The organism is Paraburkholderia sp. EB58 (assembly GCF_050436665.1).
GTDB lineage: Bacteria > Pseudomonadota > Gammaproteobacteria > Burkholderiales > Burkholderiaceae > Paraburkholderia.
This window is the reverse complement of sequence record NZ_JBNDMQ010000050.1, coordinates 12,295-30,046: the sequence shown is the minus strand read 5'-3', so window position 1 is coordinate 30,046 and position 17,752 is coordinate 12,295. Positions and strand designations below refer to the sequence as shown.

The 17,752-nt window shown below is 63.0% G+C and carries 11 protein-coding genes; 5 read left to right on the top strand and 6 right to left on the bottom strand.

Annotated features, from left to right (window positions below; all coding sequences use genetic code 11):
- Positions 1–58 precede the first annotated feature (58 nt).
- The gene (locus P3T40_RS40345; protein ID WP_429273272.1) at positions 59–493 is read left to right on the top strand and encodes a cupin domain-containing protein; all 435 of its coding nucleotides are present in this window, start codon (positions 59–61) and stop codon (positions 491–493) included.
- Between the two features lie 7 nt (positions 494–500).
- Here P3T40_RS40345 and P3T40_RS40340 read toward each other — a convergent pair whose 3' ends face one another.
- The gene (locus P3T40_RS40340) at positions 501–1,892 is read right to left on the bottom strand and encodes a polyhydroxyalkanoate depolymerase (protein WP_429273271.1); all 1,392 of its coding nucleotides are present in this window, start codon (positions 1,890–1,892) and stop codon (positions 501–503) included.
- A gap of 228 nt (positions 1,893–2,120) precedes the next feature.
- Here P3T40_RS40340 and P3T40_RS40335 point away from each other — a divergent pair, with 228 nt between their 5' ends.
- Positions 2,121–2,774 (top strand): glutathione S-transferase family protein, encoded by a 654-nt coding sequence (locus P3T40_RS40335; RefSeq protein ID WP_429273270.1) that lies wholly within the window; start codon positions 2,121–2,123, stop codon positions 2,772–2,774.
- A gap of 77 nt (positions 2,775–2,851) precedes the next feature.
- On the opposite strand, the gene P3T40_RS40330 is transcribed toward P3T40_RS40335, so the two are convergent.
- The 3 genes from P3T40_RS40330 to P3T40_RS40320 form a co-directional block, all read right to left on the bottom strand.
- Complete coding sequence (locus P3T40_RS40330) at positions 2,852–4,828, bottom strand: methyl-accepting chemotaxis protein (protein WP_429273269.1); 1,977 nt, start codon at positions 4,826–4,828, stop codon at positions 2,852–2,854.
- 134 nt (positions 4,829–4,962) lie between these two features.
- Entirely contained in the window at positions 4,963–7,617 is a 2,655-nt protein-coding gene (locus P3T40_RS40325) for a heavy metal translocating P-type ATPase (protein ID WP_429273268.1), read from the bottom strand.
- 313 nt (positions 7,618–7,930) lie between these two features.
- A complete protein-coding gene (locus P3T40_RS40320; protein WP_429273267.1) occupies positions 7,931–8,572 on the bottom strand; it encodes an FMN-binding negative transcriptional regulator in 642 nt (213 codons plus the stop codon).
- 206 nt (positions 8,573–8,778) lie between these two features.
- Between P3T40_RS40320 and P3T40_RS40315 the strand changes: the two genes are divergently transcribed.
- Together P3T40_RS40315 and P3T40_RS40310 are read left to right on the top strand one after the other, a co-directional pair.
- Positions 8,779–10,197, top strand: coding sequence for a DUF1254 domain-containing protein (locus P3T40_RS40315; protein WP_429273266.1), 1,419 nt, complete (start codon positions 8,779–8,781; stop codon positions 10,195–10,197).
- Between the two features lie 279 nt (positions 10,198–10,476).
- Positions 10,477–14,373 carry a DUF748 domain-containing protein gene (locus P3T40_RS40310; RefSeq protein ID WP_429273265.1) on the top strand — a complete coding sequence of 1,299 codons (3,897 nt, stop codon included), beginning with the start codon at positions 10,477–10,479 and terminating at the stop codon, positions 14,371–14,373.
- Between the two features lie 55 nt (positions 14,374–14,428).
- Here P3T40_RS40310 and P3T40_RS40305 read toward each other — a convergent pair whose 3' ends face one another.
- Together P3T40_RS40305 and P3T40_RS40300 are read right to left on the bottom strand one after the other, a co-directional pair.
- Positions 14,429–16,033: a tetratricopeptide repeat protein gene (locus tag P3T40_RS40305; RefSeq protein WP_429273264.1), complete on the bottom strand. Its 1,605-nt coding sequence runs from the start codon at positions 16,031–16,033 to the stop codon at positions 14,429–14,431.
- A gap of 249 nt (positions 16,034–16,282) precedes the next feature.
- Positions 16,283–16,468, bottom strand: coding sequence for a hypothetical protein (locus tag P3T40_RS40300; RefSeq protein ID WP_429273263.1), 186 nt, complete (start codon positions 16,466–16,468; stop codon positions 16,283–16,285).
- Positions 16,469–16,645: 177 nt separating this feature from the next.
- Between P3T40_RS40300 and P3T40_RS40295 the strand changes: the two genes are divergently transcribed.
- The gene (locus tag P3T40_RS40295) at positions 16,646–17,716 is read left to right on the top strand and encodes an OmpA family protein (protein WP_429273262.1); all 1,071 of its coding nucleotides are present in this window, start codon (positions 16,646–16,648) and stop codon (positions 17,714–17,716) included.
- The last annotated feature ends 36 nt before the right edge of the window (positions 17,717–17,752 follow it).

Below are 17,752 nucleotides of genomic sequence, written 5' to 3'. Positions count from 1 at the left end.
TGAAAACGGCGCTCACCGTGCCGTTTTCCTTGCCCGTTCATCCTTCTGGAGCGCGATCATGTCTACCGAATTCGCCACGCAGTTCTCGCATGTCCGTCCGCAAGACACTTCGTATGAGGACCAGGGGCTGCGCGACTTCTTTCTCTATCGCGATCTGGGCATCGCGCAGGCGACGGGTGGCAAGGTGCTGGCCCAGCTCGTAAAGGCGAACCATGCACCAGAGCAAGGCACCGGCTGGCACCGTCATGAGGCCGACTTCCACATTGTGATCATGTTGAAGGGCTGGGCGCGCTTCATGTACGGCGATAAAGAAACGCTGGTCGCCGCCGGCGATTGCGTGCATCAGGCACCCGGTATTGTTCACTATCTGTTCGACTACTCCGAAGATATGGAGTACATCGAAATTGTTTCGCCGGCCGACTTCAAGTCGATCGATGTTGAGGGACCGTGCGACGTCCCGGCGGTCACGCCATGGAAGAGCGTTACAGCATGACGTATCTTCAAGCCACGTTGCTCTGATGCGGCGGAATTGCCTCGCCGGTGGATGAGGCTGCTGCGGCATTGGCCGTCACAGCCGAAGCCGCCGGAGCGGCGATCGGCGCCAGCGCCACCGGCACGCCTGGCCTGATTGCCTGCGCGCGTGAGCTCACCGCTACCGCGCGCGGCTCGTTGTCGTAGATCACCGCGCGCACGCGCGGATAGATATGCCGCTCCCATCGGTGACCGTTAAACACGCCGTAGTGCCCAACGCCGGTCTGCACATGGTGGGTTTTCAGATAAGGCCGCAGCTTGTCGCACATGTCCTGTGCGGCGAGCGTTTGCCCGACCGCGCAGATATCGTCCTTTTCGCCTTCAACGGTCAACAGCGCCGTGCGGCGGATTTTTGACGGCTCGATCAGGCGTCCGCCCACCTCCAGTTCATGCAGCGGCAGCGCATGACGCTGGAACACGGTTTCGACCGTTTCCAGATAGAAGTCGGCGGTCAGGTCCATCGTCGCGAAGTACTCCTCGTAAAAGACCCGGATCGTGTCCGCCTTGGCTGGATCGCCTTTGGCGCGCTCGTGGTACATCGTTTCAAAGGAGTCGAGGTGACGGCCGAGATTCATCGCCATGAACGCGTTGAGCTGCATGAAACCGGGATACACGCGGCGATGCGCTCCGGCGAAGCCGAACGGCACGGCGCTGATCAGGTTGCGTTCGAACCACTCGATCGGCTTACTCTTGGCGAGCGCGTTCACCTTGGTCGGGTTGATGCGCGTGTCGAGCGGGCCCGCCATCAGCGTCATGCTGGCCGGTTGCGCGGGATGGTCGTCCGCTGCCATCAATGCAACCGCCGCGAGGGCCGTGACGGTGGGTTGGCACACCGCCAGCAGATGGGTGCCGGGGCCGATTTTCGCGGTGAAATCGATCACGTGCTGGACGAACTCGTCAAAGCCGAAGCGTCCTTGCGACAGCGGCACGTCGCGCGGGTTATGCCAGTCGGTGATGTAGACGTCGTGCTCGGCGAGCATCGTCTTCACCGTGCCGCGCAGCAGCGTCGCGAAGTGGCCGGACATCGGTGCGATCACCAGCACGCGCGGCTGAGCCGGTGAGGGCGCCGTCTCCTTGCGAAAATGCAGCAGCGAGCAAAATGGCGTGTGTGCGGCGACTTCCTCGACGAGCTTGATGGGCTTGCCGTCTACGTCGATCTCATCCAACTCGAACGGTGGTCGTGTGTGAGTGAGGCCTGCCAAGGTAATCAGATCGCACGACGCGCGCAGCGAGCGTCCTTGCGGCGTGTCGCCGATCGCTGGCCATGCATCCAGCGATCGATTGACGAGCGCAGCGCTATGCCGGGCCGGCAGCATCAGGTCGGCGAACGCCTGGTATGCGGGATATGCGAACAGGTTCATAGCCTTCGCACGAATGCCCAAAAGGAAGGAGCCCGAATAGAGGCAATACATGTGCCAACGCTAAAACGGAGCGTCTGGCACTGGCGTGCGCTGGCATAGCATTTGCGCTGTTCCGCTCAGGGTGCTGGTTTTGCCGTGATTTGGTGCGCTTACGCACCAGAGCGTGCATGCGGCGGCTCCGGTACACCGTGTTGCACAAACGTGCGCCGCGCTCAGGAGGAGATTCGTATGGCGAATACAACGCTTACCCTTAGCAGCAAGAACTATTCGTCATGGTCGCTGCGAGGCTGGCTGCTGACGAAGTTCAGCGGGTTGCCTTTCGAAGAGATCGTGATGCCGGTCGACGATCCCAGCGCACGCGCCGAACTGCTGTTGCTCTCACCATCGATACTCGTGCCTTGCCTGTTCCACGACGGCATCAAGGTCTGGGACACGCTGGCGATTGCCGAGTATCTGAACGAGGTGCAGCCCGATGCCAAACTGCTGCCGCAAGACCGACGTGCACGCGCGCATTGCCGGGCGATCAGCGGCGAAATGCATTCTGGCTTCGGCTCGCTACGCTCGGCACTCCCGATGAACCTGAAGGCGCATTTTCCGGGCTTTAAGGTCTGGGCGCGCGCGCAATCGGATATCGACCGGATCGTCGCGATCTGGCGTGAATGTCTGGAACAGTATGGAGGACCGTATCTGTTCGGCGAACGCAGTGTTGCCGATGCGATGTATGCGCCGGTGGTGACGCGCTTCGTCACTTACGACGTCAAGCTCGACCCGGACATCGTCGAATACGGACAGCGCATTCTCGCGCTGCCGGAGATGCAGCAATGGATGGCGGACGCGCAGCAGGAAGTGGACGAGATCGATGAACTGGACGTCGAATTCTGAGGGGCGGGCGGCGGTTAGTGAATCCGCTCGCGTCAACCCGGCGCTCATCCTGCTGCGGTCATTAGGCCGCTAGCCGGTCAATCCCACCGCCCTGCATCCAGCTTGAACACGCTCACGACCTCGGCGAGCCGGGCGGCGTGATCCCGTAGTTCCGCGGCGGCGTGTTCTGCGTCGCCGACAATCGTCGCGTTTTGCTGGGTCGCCTCGCCAATCTGTGTGACGGCGAGGTTCACCTGTTCGATGCCACCCGACTGCTCGCGCGATGCGACGCTGATCTCGCCCATGATCGCGCGCACCTGACCGACCCGTTCGACGATGCTGTGCATCGTCGCGCTCGCTTCTTCGGCAATCTTGAAACCGCCTTCGACCCGCGCCGTCGATTCGCCAATCAGCGTTTCGATTTCCTTCACCGACGCCGCACTGCGTTGCGCGAGTGCGCGTACTTCCGAGGCCACGACCGCGAACCCTCTGCCGTGCTCGCCGGCGCGCGCGGCCTCGACGGCTGCATTCAACGCGAGGATGTTGGTCTGAAACGCGATGCTTTCGATCACGCTGGTGATGTCGGAGATCTTTTGAGAAGAGCGGCTGATATCACCCATCGTCGAAACGACGCGCTCCACGGCGCGGCCGCCTTCCATGGCCGCCTCGGATGCGCTCGTCACGAGCGTATTGGCCTGTGCAGCGTGGTCCGCATTCTGTTGCACGGTCGAGGTGATCTGCTCCATGCTCGCAGCGGTTTCTTCGAGGCTGCTCGCCTGTGTTGCGATGCGCGAGGCAATGTCGCCGCTGCCGGCGGCAATTTTCTCGGTGCCTTGCGTCATGTCGGACGATGCATTGCGCACCTGGGTCACGATACGCGCAAGCCCTTCGCCGATGCCGTCGATGGCCTGCATCAAGCGGCCGATTTCGTCGGCGCGGTGGCTATGGCCATTCGTAAGCCGTACGCTCAGGTCGCCCGCTGCGAGACGCTCGGACGCCTTCGCGGCTTCCTCGAGCGGACGGCTCACCAGCCGCCGCACGGCGATCAGGAACAGCACGGCGAAGCCGGCCACCAGCACGAAACCGATGAGGAGGAAGCGATTGCGGGTGGCGGTGATCTCGGTCATCACCTCGTCGCGCGGCGCGACACCGCCTACCAGCCAATGCCATTCCGGCACCGTGGTGAACGACACGTATTTGTCGCGCGCGAAGGCTTCGCCCAGCGAGGCGTCGGCGGAGCGGTATTCGAGCTGGCCTTGCTGCATGTCGAGCATCTGCTTGTAGGGCGCGTTGGTATCGTCGGCGAGCTGGCCGGTAGCGGCCGGATGCACGATGAATTTGCCGCGGTCCGCGCCATTCGCCGCATTGAGCACGAAGTAGTAACCGCTGTCGCCGATCTTGAGCTGGCTGATGCCGTCCTGGACCGACTGGATCTGCGCGCCCACATCGACGCCCACGAAAAGCGCGCCGATGACCCGGCCGCTCGCGTCCGCGATGGGCCGGTACTGTGTGATGTAACGCTTGCCGAACAAAGCGGCGAGCCCCGTGTACGGCTTGCCTGCGAGGATTGGAGCGTAGGCCGGGCCGTTGCGGTCGAGCAGGGTGCCAATCGCGCGGCTGCCGTCCTGCTTCTTCAGCGACGTGGTGACGCGCACGAAGTCGTCGCCGGTGCGTGCGAAGACGGTGGCGATGGCGCCGCTGTTTTGCAGAAACTGGTCGGGGATCGAGAAGTCCATGTTGAGGACTTTGTCGCCGGCTTTGATGGTGGGCGTGGCGACGCCATTGATGTCGACTTTCTGGGTTTCGTCGAGCGTGTAAGTGGCTGGCAGGAGGCTCGCGAACAGCGTCATGGAGCGGCCGACTTCAGCCGAAAGCCCCTTGTCGAACAAGGCGATCATCGCGGCGATCGAGCGGTCCTTTTCGACGATGCGTGCCAGCATCTGCTCGCTCACCTGCGCGCCAGCCGAGCGGGTGAGGGCCCATGTAAAGGCGGCGAAGATCAGCGCTACCAGCGCGCACGAAAGCATGGCGAGCCTGGCGCCGACGCTGGCGCGACGCAAAGAGAAGATTTCCATGGGGTTTCTGCGTGTAAGGATGAGAGAGATAGGGCTGTCCGTACGTCGTGGCGGACCGCGCTATTGCTCCATTTACGGCAGATTTCCCGAATTCTTGAGATCGGAAACGTTTGCAGGCGGAACTTGTTCTCTCCTCAACTAGTGCGCTTCGCCCCTCGCCACGTGCGCAGCAAGAGCGCATTGGTGACGACGCTGACGCTTGAAAACGCCATCGCCGCGCCCGCTAGCATCGGATTCAGCAGGCCGAAGGCGGCGAGCGGAATGCCGATCAGGTTGTACACAAACGCCCAGAACAGGTTCTGCTGGATCTTGCGCCAGGTGCGGCGTGAGATATCGATGGCGTCGGCGACGAGCGCGGGGTCACCGCGCATCAGCGTGATGCCGGCCGCGTGCATGGCGACGTCGGTGCCCGTCGCCATCGCGATGCCGAGGTCGGCGGCGGCGAGTGCAGGAGCGTCGTTGATGCCGTCGCCCGCCATGGCGACGATGCCGGTGGTGCGGATCTTCAGATCGCGGATGACGCGGGCTTTGTCTTCCGGCAGCACTTGAGCGTGGAATTCCTCGATGCCGAGCGCCGCAGCGACGCTAGCCGCGCTGCCGTGGTTGTCGCCGGTTACGAGGACGCTGCGGATGCCCATGTGTTTGAGGCGATCGATTGCGGCGCGTGCGGTCGGCTTGACGGTGTCGCCGAAGGCGAGCAATGCGAGTGCGGTCGACGGCGTGGCTTTACCGCTCGTGCCGTCCTCCACGCTCATCAGCCATGAAACTGTGTTGCCGGCGCTTTCGAGTTGCTGCGCGCGGGCGGTCAGGTCGGGAGGCAACACGATGCCCAGTTCGTTCAGCCAGCGGGTGCTGCCGATCGCCAGCGTGCGGCCGTCGATCTCCGCTTCGACACCTCGCCCTGGCACGGCACGCGCGCTGGAGGCCGCTCCCGTGAGGGGGCTGCCGTAAGAGGTACCTTCGGGCTGCGACTTGGAGCTTGCCACCATGGCAAGGCCCTTCGCATGGGTGGCCATCACCGCAGTGTCCGAGCCCTCCGCGTCGCCGGACGTAGCGGCTTCGCCATCGTTCATTTCCAGCGTCATCGCCTCGTCATACGCTCTTACCACAGCCCGTGCGAGCGGATGATCGCTCTGCCGCTGCACGGCCGCAGCGAGCGCCAACGCCTCGCCGCGCTCGATCCCGATCGGCTCGAAAGCGGTCAGCGACGGTTGACCTACGGTCAGCGTGCCGGTCTTGTCGAAGGCAACAATGTTGATGCGGTGTGCAATCTCCAGCGCCTCCGCGTCCTTGATCAGCACCCCGTGGCGTGCAGCGACACCCGTGCCGGCCATGATTGCGGCAGGCGTCGCGAGACCAAGCGCGCACGGGCAGGCAATCACCAGCACGGCGACCGCGTTGAGAATGGCGGTCTCGCCACCCGCCCCGGCGATCAGCCAGCCGGCCAGCGTAAGCAAGGCGATCACCAGAATCGCAGGCACAAAAATCTCGCTCACCCGGTCGACCAGCCGCTGGATCGGCGCCTTCTCAGCTTGTGCCGTTTCGACGAGGCGAATGATCCGGGCAAGCGTCGTTTCCGCGCCGATAGCCTTCGTCGTCACGGTAATCGCCCCTTCGCCGTTGATCGAACCCGCCGTGACCGGATCGTCCGGTTGCTTTGGCACTGGCAGACTCTCGCCGGTGATCAGCGATTCATCAATGTGAGTGCGGCCTTCGAGCACCGCACCGTCCACGGGCACGCGCTCGCCAGGCCGTACGACCACGATCATGCCGACCCGGACCTGCGCGAGCGGCAACTCGTGTTCCTCGTTGCCGACACGAATGCGCGCGCGCTCCGGTCGCAGCGCGTTGAGCGCGCGGATCGCGTCGGTGGTCTGACGCTTGGCACGTGCTTCGAGCCACTTGCCGAAGCGCACCAGCGTGATCACTACCGCCGATGCCTCGAAGTACAGATGCATCGGGTCGCCCGGATGCATGATGAGCTCGTAGACGCTGATGCCGTACGCCGCCGAGGTGCCGAGTGCGACCAGTAGATCCATATTGCCCGCGCCGGCCCGCACGGCACGGTACGCCGCCTTGTAGAAGCGCGCGCCGAAGATGACCTGGACGAGCGTGGCGAGCCCGAACTGCAGCCATGGCGGCACGACCTCGCTCATGCTGTGTGAGCCGAAAGCGCCGCCGAAACCTTCGCTGACCATCGGCAACACGAGCGGCAGAGTCAGCAGCGCGCAGATCACGACGGCTGCGAGCTCGCGGCGGGTCTGGTGTTGGAGCTGCACCGCACCGGATGGCGCTGCAGCCGGCGCGGCGTCGGAGACGATCGGCGTTGCCTGATAGCCAGCCTTGGTCACCGCCGCAACGAGCGCATCGATACCGGTGGTCGCATCGGTCAGGTTGACGGTCGCCTTTTCGGTCGCAAGATTGACGGACACATTGCCGACGCCGGGCAGCTTCGCCAGCGCTTTTTCGACGCGCATGGCGCACGCAGCGCACGTCATGCCGCCGATCGCGAGCTCGGCGACCTGCTCCGATGCCGCGTCAGCATGCACGACTGGCGTCGCGTCGTACCCTGCCTTGCGAACGGCATTGAGCAGTGCGTCGGTCTGAACCGACGGATCGGCGTCGACGCTGGCCTTTTCCGTGGCGAGGTTAACCGAGGCGCGCGTGACGCCCGGCACTTTGGCGAGCGCCTTTTCGACGCGCATCGCGCACGAGGCACAGGTCATCCCGCTGATATCGAGTTCGGCGCTGGCCTGCGCCACGCGTTCGGGAGTGGAAAGATCGGTCATGGTGATATTGGCTCGGGGCGGCGTGAGGCCGCATCATGATTCCAGTATTCACCTTCCCATGATGGGAAGGTCAAGGACTCATGCAGCGCAGGATGAAATAGCTGAAATGCGAGGTGAAATCCGCCCGCCGCGCGCGTTGACTGGCGCTGCAACGGCGAGCCGCATCGGCCGACGCGGGATTAGCGCCAGATCACGACCCGGTTGGAACCGGATCGCAGCCGGATCGGAAGCCGCCCGGCGCTCACGCTAACCAAATGCAAACTAGATGGGGCCATAACGCGCATCACGCTCAAACGCCCGCTCGCTACCTCACTCAAAACGCCGGCGGCGCATTCAACATCGCCTCCGCGACGGCCTCCTGAACCTCGCTTCCCCCTGCCAGCAATCCCTCCGCTGCACCGCGGCGATCGCGGGCCTCCTTGTTCTGCCCCAGCTTCCACTTGCCGACCAGCCGTGTTACTTCAATCTCGATGCCGACGATCGCCCCCAGCATCTGGGAGATATAGTCGGCCGGCGCATCGCCCATCTTCCACGGCTTCGGTTCATTGGCTTCCATCGTGCGGGTGAGCCGCGCGACGAGGCCGCGCAAGAACGCCTCTTCTTCGTGCACAACGATCCTGCCGTGTGCGTGAACCACCATGTAGTTGTAGGTCGGCACCTGACGATGCGTCTCGTGCTTGCTCGGATACCAGGTCGGCGAAATATAGGCCGCCGGCCCTTGAAAGATCACTAGCGTGTCCGGATTCTCGGCCACTTCTTGCCAGACCGGATTGGCGCGCGCGACATGCGCCCGCAACGTGCCAATCGGCCCCACGTCCGCGGCGAATTCAAAAGGCAAATGATTCGCATCGAGACCGTTGGGACCGGTTGTGACGAGCGTGCCGAACGGCTGGTCGACGATCAGTTGGTGAAGAACCTCGGGACGGTTCTCTTCGAAATGGGCTGGGACGTACATGGGGCACTCCGGGTGCGAGAGGGCGGCGAGTCGTGCAAAAGGTACGTTTGTGCCTTTGCGCTTGCTAGCTGTCAAGGATACGATACAACCCGTTGTTGTCGGGATAGAGATACGCGGCACGTTCGCGGTGGGCTTGGGGGCCACGCGGGCAGAGCCGCTGCTGACCGACGCATCTCCCTGGACCGAACGTTCTGCCCTCTGAACGAATGATAAAAAATCGCCGAGAACTGTTTTCGCTTCACTGGACCTGCGCGTCGTTCGCAGGGCTCGCGTTTCTCGCCGGCTGCGCCTCGACAGCCGTCGACACACCCAAGCCAACCGGCTGGATCAAGGACGAGGTGGCCGATTCCTACGTGTTCGGCTACCCGCTCGTGCTGATGGAAACGGCGCGCGACGCTGCTGTCGGCACCGACCCCGGGCAGGCGCCGCTCAATACCTTGCGGCACGCGCAGGCGTTGCCGCCGGTCGGCTCGGCCAATCCGCCCACGCCGAGTCTCGATACGTTCGATTCGAGCGGCTGGCTCGACCTTGGCGCGGAGCCGGTCATCCTTTCGCTGCCCGATTCGCACGGCCGTTATGTCGATGCGCGTGCACTCGACATGTGGACCAACGTGGTCTGGTCGACCAGTGCGCAAACCGGACCGCGTGCCAACGGTATCAAGGAGCAGGCGGTGGCCTTCGTCGGCCCAGGCTGGCAGGGGGACTTGCCGAAGAATGTTAAACGCGTCGACGTGCCGTCCCGCAATGCGTGGGTGACGGTGCGGATCCAGTCGAACGGCGGCCATGACGTGACCTTGATCCGCAAGCTGCAGCGCGGCCTTCGCCTGGTACCGCTGAGCGTCTACACGAGCGATGCGCGCTCGGCCTCGATCGCACCGGGCGGCAACGCCGCGGCGGCAGCGGCGTTGGCGGCATCTGGCTCGCCGACCGCGCAGGTGGCCGCGCTCGATGCGAGCGGCTTCTTCAGCCGCCTTGCGGAGGGACTGCAGGACAACCCACCGGTGCCCGACGATCCTCACGCCTTGAAGATCCTCGCTGACCTTGGCGTGAAACCAGGCGAGCCGGTCAAACTGCCGGACGCCAGCGACGCGATCACCGCGGGCCTGAGCGATGGCCGCGAGCGTGTGGTTACGCCGCCGCCCAATCTGCTGAGTGTCAATGGCTGGACCTGGTTCGGCGACGGGGTCGGCAACTACGGACCTGATTATGCGCTACGTGCCTACGCGGCGTATGCACAGCCCGGCATTGGCACGCGGGACGACGAAGTGCGCGCCACGCTGACGCTGGATAGCGAAGGCCACGCGCTGAACGGCGCGAACCGCTACGTGATCCATTTCACGCCGAACCAGTTGCCGCCGGTACGCGGCTTTTGGACCATCACCGCTTATACGAAAGACGGCGCGCTCGGCGAAAGCGCGCCGGCGCGGCTTGCCGTGGGCGAGCGCAACGGCGCGCGCCGCAATCGTGACGGCTCGCTCGATGTGGTGGTGTCGTCGGCGCGAGTGCGGGCGGCGAACTGGCTGCCGGCGCCGCATACCGACCTCCAGCTCGTGCTGCGTCTCTATGCGCCGAAGCCGCCAGCCACTGACGGCACCTGGCAACCGCCGGCGGTGGTGCGTCAGTGATGCAAGGGTGTGTGTCGCGTCTATGCGGCGCGCATACTGACTGGCGGGCGCAACACCCGCCAGTCGATTGTTTCTGAACCTGAAGTGCAGGTTCGCGGCATTGCAGCGAGCGTCACAAACCGCGTGATCCCGCTCGTTTCACACTAGGTTCATGCAATTCGGGTGATTGTTTCCTTTCGGCTTACATTCCTATCCCGCACTCGCCCCAAGACATATACTTGCCCGAGGCAGGACCTTAGTTACGCGGCGGGCTTGCCGCCGCATCACCCATGACCGAGCATGGCAAGCCTCAATAAAGCTACCCTGACATCTTCCCTGCAGGCCGTGCGCGGAGTCGCGCAGGCACGTCGTACGCGACGGATTGTGATCGGCCTGCTGATCTTCCTCGTGGTGTTCGGTCTGCTCGGCTTTTTTGCAGCGCCGCCGCTGATTCGCCATATTGCCGAGCAACAGCTCAGCAAACAGCTCGACCGGCCAGCTACGATCGGCCGTATCGCGCTCAACCCCTACACGCTGAGGTTCGAAGCCGACCGCATCCATATCGGCGGGCGCGCCGGGGAGGGGGATTTCATTGATATCTCCCGGCTGATCTTGCAGCCGTCGTGGAGCTCGGTCTTTCGCGGCGCGCCGATCGTCGACGAAGTGCAGATCGACTCGCCGCGCTTCAACATCATTCGCTACGACGCGCAGCGCTTCAATTTCACCGATCTGATCGAGAAGTTCGCGAAGCAACCGTCCAAGCCCGATAGCAAGCCCACTTTGTTTTCGGTGTCGAATATCCGGCTCGAAAACGGCCAGATTACCTTCGATGATCGACTGCTTGGCGTGAAGCACGTGATCGACCAGTGGAAGCTTGGCATTCCGTTTATCGCCACGTTGCCGTCGAAGACAGATATCTTCGTCGAACCACTGTTGCGCGCGCGAATCGACGGCAGCCCGCTCGCCATCGACGGCAAGACCAAGCCGTTTGCCGCGTCGCGCGAGTCGGCAGTGTCGCTGCGTTTCGACGGGCTCGATGTGCCGCACATCCTGTCGTATGCGCCCACAAAGTTGCCGGTGACCGTGCAGACGGCCAAGCTGTCGACGGATCTGAAGCTCAATTTCGTCATGTCCGACAACGCGCCTTCGCTGCGCGTGACTGGGACCGTCGATCTGAACGATGTCGACGTGCTCGATGAGAACAAGCAGCCGTTCTTCGCGGCGCACGCGTTGCATGTCGCGGCGGCGATGCTCGAACCGTTGAAGAGCGTGTATCACTTCGACGATATCCGCGTCGACACGCCTACGGTCAATCTGGCGCGCGACAAGGACGGCGTGTTGAGCGTCGAGCGCACGTTTACGCCGGCGGCAGGTCCGGTGCCGGCAAGCGCGGCTGCATCGGCAAGCGAGGCGGCATCCGCGAGTGTTGCGCAAGGCGCGGCGAGCGCGCCCGAGGCTGCGTCATCCGCGGCGAGTCCAGCAAAGGCACCGGCGCCGCTCGATCTGGCGATCAAACGCTTTGCGCTCAACGACGGTGCCGTCAACGTTCAGGATGACGCGGCGGCGAGGCCCGTGGCGCTGGGTTTGAAGAGCCTGGCAGTTTCGCTCGCGGACTTCTCGACGATTGCAGCGGCGCCTGCGCATTACACGGTGAGCACACAGTTCAAGGACAGCCCCGGCTCGCTTGATGCGGCGGGTTCGCTTGGCCTTGTGGCGAAGAGCGCGGATTCGAAGATTGATCTCAAGTCGCTGTCGCTGCCGATGTTGCAACCGTATCTCGACAGCATGACCGCCGCTCAGGTGACCGATGGCGCGCTCTCCGCGACGGCCAACGTCAGCGCGAACTGGTCGAAATCGCCGCCGGACATTCAGGTCGGCGAAAGCCAATTGGACCTGCAATCGCTGAAGCTGGCGGCTCACGGCAGCAAGGAGCCGGTCGTGGCGCTCGCGCAGGGGCAGGTGAACGTGAAGGCGGTTGACGTGTCCGGCCGCAACGCGGATATCACCGGCGTCGACACCACGGGCCTCGTCATCAATGCCCAGCGTCTGAAGGACGGCAGCATCGACCTCGCCGCGCTTGCCGGACCGCATCAGGAGGCCCAGCAACGCACTGCCATCCATGCGGTCAAGAAGGCGCAGGAACAGGGGCCTGCCTGGCACTACAAGATCGGCGAACTCAGCCTGAAGGATGCGACGGCCAACTTCACCGATAACTCGACGCCGCATCCGGTCAAACTCAACATCACGCCGCTGCAACTGAAGGTACAGCAGATCAGCGACGATCTGAGCCGGCCATTGCCGATCGATCTGCAGGCAACGCTTAATCGCAAAGGCACGCTCGGGGTCACAGGCGACGTTACTGCGACACCGCTCAAACTCGCGCTGAGAGTGGATGCGAACCGACTCGACGCGGCGGCGTTCGAACCGTACTTTGGTGGCAAACTCAACGCGACGATTGCCAGCGCGCTGCTGAACATGAAGGGCGATGTGGCGCTGTCGCAGGAAGCGAAAGCATTGAAGGCGTCCTATCGCGGCAACGCGGCGCTGGTTGACGTGCGCATGCTCGACAAGGCGACCTCAGACTCGTTCGCAGGATGGGGCTCGCTCGCGCTGACGAACCTGAAGGCCATTTATGACGAGCATGGCACCGACGTGGATGCCGGGCGCGTGACGTTCTCGAATTTCTACGGTCGGGTGCTGCTGGATCCACAGGGCAAGCTGAATCTCACGGACGTCGTCGCGCATGAAACCGGCGGCCCGCAGTCGCTGACGCGCAGCAAGAGCAAAACGGAGCCGGTGCCGTTGACGCCGGGTACGGCCGGTGCCGAGTCTGAGTCGGCGGCGCCTGCTACCGCCGGGGTTGCGGCTGTGGTGCCGGCCTCGACGACTGCGGTTGCGTCAGCGACGGTGCCGGCATCCGCGGTCGTGCCTAGGTCCACGGCAACGACGAATGCGGCATCCGCGACGGCTTCCGGCACAGTGACCGCGGCTACGCCGCCATCCAGCCCCGTAAAGCTGCACTTCGGTCAACTTGTACTGCAGCAGGGCCGCGTGACGTACACCGACAACTTCATCAAGCCGAACTTCACGGCGAACCTGGTGGGCATTCAGGGGACGATCGGAGCGTTCGGCACACAATCGACCACGTCCGCGCCAGTGGATGTCGCCGCCAAGCTCGCGGCGAACGGCCCGCTGTCGATCAAAGGCACGGTGAATCCGCTGATCGCCAAGCCGGCGCTCGATCTGACGGCGAGCGCGCATGACATCGAGTTGACCAACCTCACGCCGTACTCGGCGAAGTACGCGGGCTATCCGATCACGAAGGGCAAGCTCAACGTCGACCTGCACTACAAGCTCGATAACGACCAGTTGACTGCGAACAATCACATCTTCATCGATCAACTGACGTTCGGCGACCACGTGGACAACAACACGGCGACCAGGCTGCCGGTGCGCTTTGCGATTTCGCTGCTGAAGAACTCAAAAGGCGAGATCGACGTGAACATTCCGGTGTCCGGCTCGCTGTCGAATCCGGAATTCAGTATTGGCGGTCTGATCTGGCACGCGGTGCTGAATCTGCTGGAGAAGGCGGTGACCGCGCCGTTCTCGCTGCTCGCGAATGCGTTTGGCGGTAGCGGCGAAGAGATGGGCTATGTCGAATTCGACGCGGGGTCCGCAAAACTCTCGGATGCTGCGGACAAGAAGCTCGACACGATTGCGAAGGCACTGACGGATAAATCGTCGATTCGCATTGACTTGATCGGGCGTGTCGATCCGGCGGTCGATACGCCGGCATTGCGCACGGCGTACGTTGAGAAACTGGTCAAGCAGGAGAAGATCAAGGATGTGGTCGGCAATGGGGAAAGCGTCGATCTGTCGACGGTGACGGTCGATCCAAAGGACTACGACAAGTATCTGACCAAGGCCTACAAAGATGCGGACTTCAAAAAGCCGCGCAATTTTGTGGGTCTCACGAAGTCGCTGCCCGAGGATGACATGAAGAGCGCGCTGGCCGAACATGCGCCCGTCGACGACGCCAGCTTGCGTGAACTCGCGCAGCAGCGTGCGCAGAGCGTGCAGCAATACTTCGACGGGAAGATCGACAGCAGCCGTGTGTTTATCGTTGCACCGAAGCTTGATGCACAGGGGATCAAGGATAAGGGAGCGACGACGCGGGTGGACTTTGGGTTGAAGTGAGGCGTGAGCGCCGCGCGAGCCTGATACATGGCAAATCGCGAGCCGTGAGCCAAGGTTAAGGTGCCTGATTCTCGCAGTTCGGGAGGCTGCTTTCTTTCTGCCCGTCATGCGACAAGAAGTGCTGCTGCAGGGCCGCGGCGACTCGCGCCAGCACTTCATCCCAATTGCCGCGCCGCGACTGCGTGAAGACGCGCAAGCTGGGATACCAGGGGCTGTCGTCTCTATTCTGCAGCCAGCGCCAGCAACCCGCGAAGCGGTTGAGCAACCAGACGGGCTTGCCCATCGCTGCCGCAAGGTGTGCCACTGAGGTGTCGACCGAGATCACAAGGTCGAGGTTCTCGATCAGCGCGGCGGTGTCTGCGAAGTCTGTGAACTCGTCCGTCCAGTCTTTCAGCCTGGCATTGCTTGCCGCATCGGCTCGCTTTTCCGGGTCATCGGTCTTTTGCAGGCTGATCCAGCGGACGTGCGGCAAGGCGAGCAACGGTGCCATTTGCGCGGCCGTCAGGCTGCGCACCCGGTCGGCCGCCCAGCCTGAATGACCACCTGCCCACACAACGCCCACACGTGGCAGTTCGGGGTTCGGCAACTCAGCCAGCTTTGCTCGCCATGGGGCAGCGCATTCGGGATCGGCATACAGATACGGCGTCGCCGCCGGAATGTTGTCGAGCCGGGTGCCGAACGCCATCGGTAACGACATCAAAGGGCAATACCAGTCAAAATCGTTCAGGTCGGTGGGTACTGCGTCGAGCAGCACGAGGGCCGGCCAGCGCGAACACAACGATTGTTCGTACAGGCGTCGCAGGGATGGCGGACAGATGTAGCCGACCTGCGCGAAGCGTTCGAGTGCCAACGGCAGATAGCGAACAAACTGCAGGCTGTCGCCATAGCCCTGTTCGTGAACGACGAGCAGGCGTATTCCGCGTGCGTGCGGTCTCTCCACGCGATTTGCTGCACCGGGACCTTCGCCTTTCCATTGCGGCAGTGGCAGTTGCGGGCGCACTGGTTGGGGTCGCCCTTCGGCATCCTTGAAACTGGCCCAGCGGTCTTCGAAATAGGGCCACGCTTCTTCATAGCGGCCCGTGGCGAGCAAGGCATTGCCCAGATTGTTGCGAGCGACGAGATTGGTCGGTCCGAGCGTGACGGCGTGCCTGTAGTGCCGCTCGGCGTCATCCCATGCGCCGAGATTCTTGTAGACGAGGCCCAGGTTGTTGTGTGCCGCCGAGTTGTCCGGCTGGAGTTCAAGCGTCCGGCGGTAGCTGATGGCTGCCTCCTCAAGACGTTCCTCATGCTGTAGTGTCAGCGCCAGGTTGTAGTGAAGCACCGGAAAGGCGGGGTGGAGTGCCAGACCTTGGCGGATGGTTTGAACGGCGCTGTCGAAGTCGTTCAATCTCAGGTAGATGGCGTATAGGGTATTGAAGAAGATCGGCTCGGGCTGAATCCTGATCGCGCGCTCAACCCAGCTTTGTGCCGCTTCGATCTGGTTCGACACCAGTGCCAGCAGCCCGCGCAAGTGCAGGCAGCCCGCATGTCCCGGGTCCCGGGCAAGAATGCGGTCAACGAGCGCCGCCGCCACGTCAAAGTGCCGCGCCTGATAGGCGTCCACGGCGTCGTCGTACCAGGTTGAAGTGTCATCAGGCCGCAGGTGGGAAGGGGATTGCATGATCGGAGAACGAAGAGCCGCTGAGAGGTCCGTCCGACGGCCATAAGCACTTAAATCGAGTCGGCACGTTGGGACGCGAGGATAAGATAGACGCTCGGCCAGATATGCGAAACACGGCGCGGTGTGCGAGTTCTACTCCACGCCGATTATGCGTGTTGAAAGGCAGTCGGTCTGTAGGATCGTCCCGAAACGGTTCACGACGCTCGCCATGAGGAATGAAACACTCCGCCAAAGCTGCCGCCACCCTAGTCAACACAGCATCCGAGTCGCCTCGCTGCGGCAAGATGGGCCGCCGAGGTCGGTGGAGATCACCAGGTCGAGGCTCTCGATCAGCCCAGCAGTGTCCGCAAAGTCCGTGACTTCATCCATCCAGTCGGTTAGCCATGGTTCGTTTGCCGCATCCGCGTGCTTTGCCGGAGAGCCTTTCGCGCTCATCTATTCAGGCTAGTTGATTAGTTAGTTAAATTAGCGAGGGAAGTTCGGACATGCGAAATAGATCAAATCGCTCGCTCGTCCGACGACACTCTAAGAATCTTCCCATTCCAGGCCTAGAGGCGCCCCTCCATACTCAACGCTTCTTACAGAATGAATGCGTTTTAACGCAGGGAAGCGATGAAATTTCAGCTAACGATGGTGGCGTGTGCACTGGCTTTAACGGGCTGCGCGAGCCAGGCCGAACGCGACCGACTGGGCATTGAAGACCCAACGGTTCTCCAGACCGGTATCGGAACAGCTCAGGACACAGCCGCCGGTGCGGTCACGCCGCAATGGCTGAGCACCTATTCGCAGATCACGAGCGGCGGCGAGGCGCTTGCTGCTCTCCAGCAGCGGCTCGACAAATTGCCCGGCGACAAGAACACCTATTTCCACACGAAGGCCCAATGCTGGATCGATGCAGGGCAAGCGGAATGGAGCGCGCACGACCAGTGGGGCTTCGTCGAGGAAGCGATCGGCCAGGCCGCCATGATCACTTTCGGTTTGGAAAACAGCACACCGCTGTCCGCTGCCAATCCAGAACTGCGCACTGTATCGACAGTCCGTCCGGACTTGTGGAAGATCGTCAACGTCATCAAGAGCGATCCGGCCACCGCGCGCTGCCCGGACGCGCAAGCGCCGCTCGCCTGCGCCGAAGTCGAACTGATGCTGGCTGGCCACCACGCATGGACGCGTAACTTCGCGGCTGCCGAGAAGGCGATGCCTGGTATCCAGGGCAACTTGCGAAAGTCGGCGGAGGCGGCGCTGCAATGCGCGACGCCGAGCTCGCCAGTGCCCTCGTCCGCACCAGCTCCGGCGCACGCCGCAGCGCCGCGGATCACGCTGCGAGCCGACTCGGCGTTCCGCTTCAACGGTGGCGACGTATCTGCGCTGCTGCCGGGCGGCAAAGGACAACTCAATGCCGTGGTGGCCGGTCTGCAACGGGCAAAGGGCATCCGCCAACTGAACATCAGTGGCTACACGGATCGTCTGGGCGGCGACGCCTACAACCAGAAGCTTTCGCTGCAGCGTGCGCTGACCGTGAAAGCCTATTTGGTCAAACGCGGGGTGACGTTGCCCATTACCGTGACGGGACGCGGCAAAACGAACCCAATGGTGGAATGTACGCAAACAAAGCGCGACGAACTCGTGCAGTGTCTCGCGCCGAACCGGCGCGTCGAGATCGATTTCTTGCGCGATGCCGGCTGATCGCAACACAACGGAACGGACGCGGCTGCCTGCAAA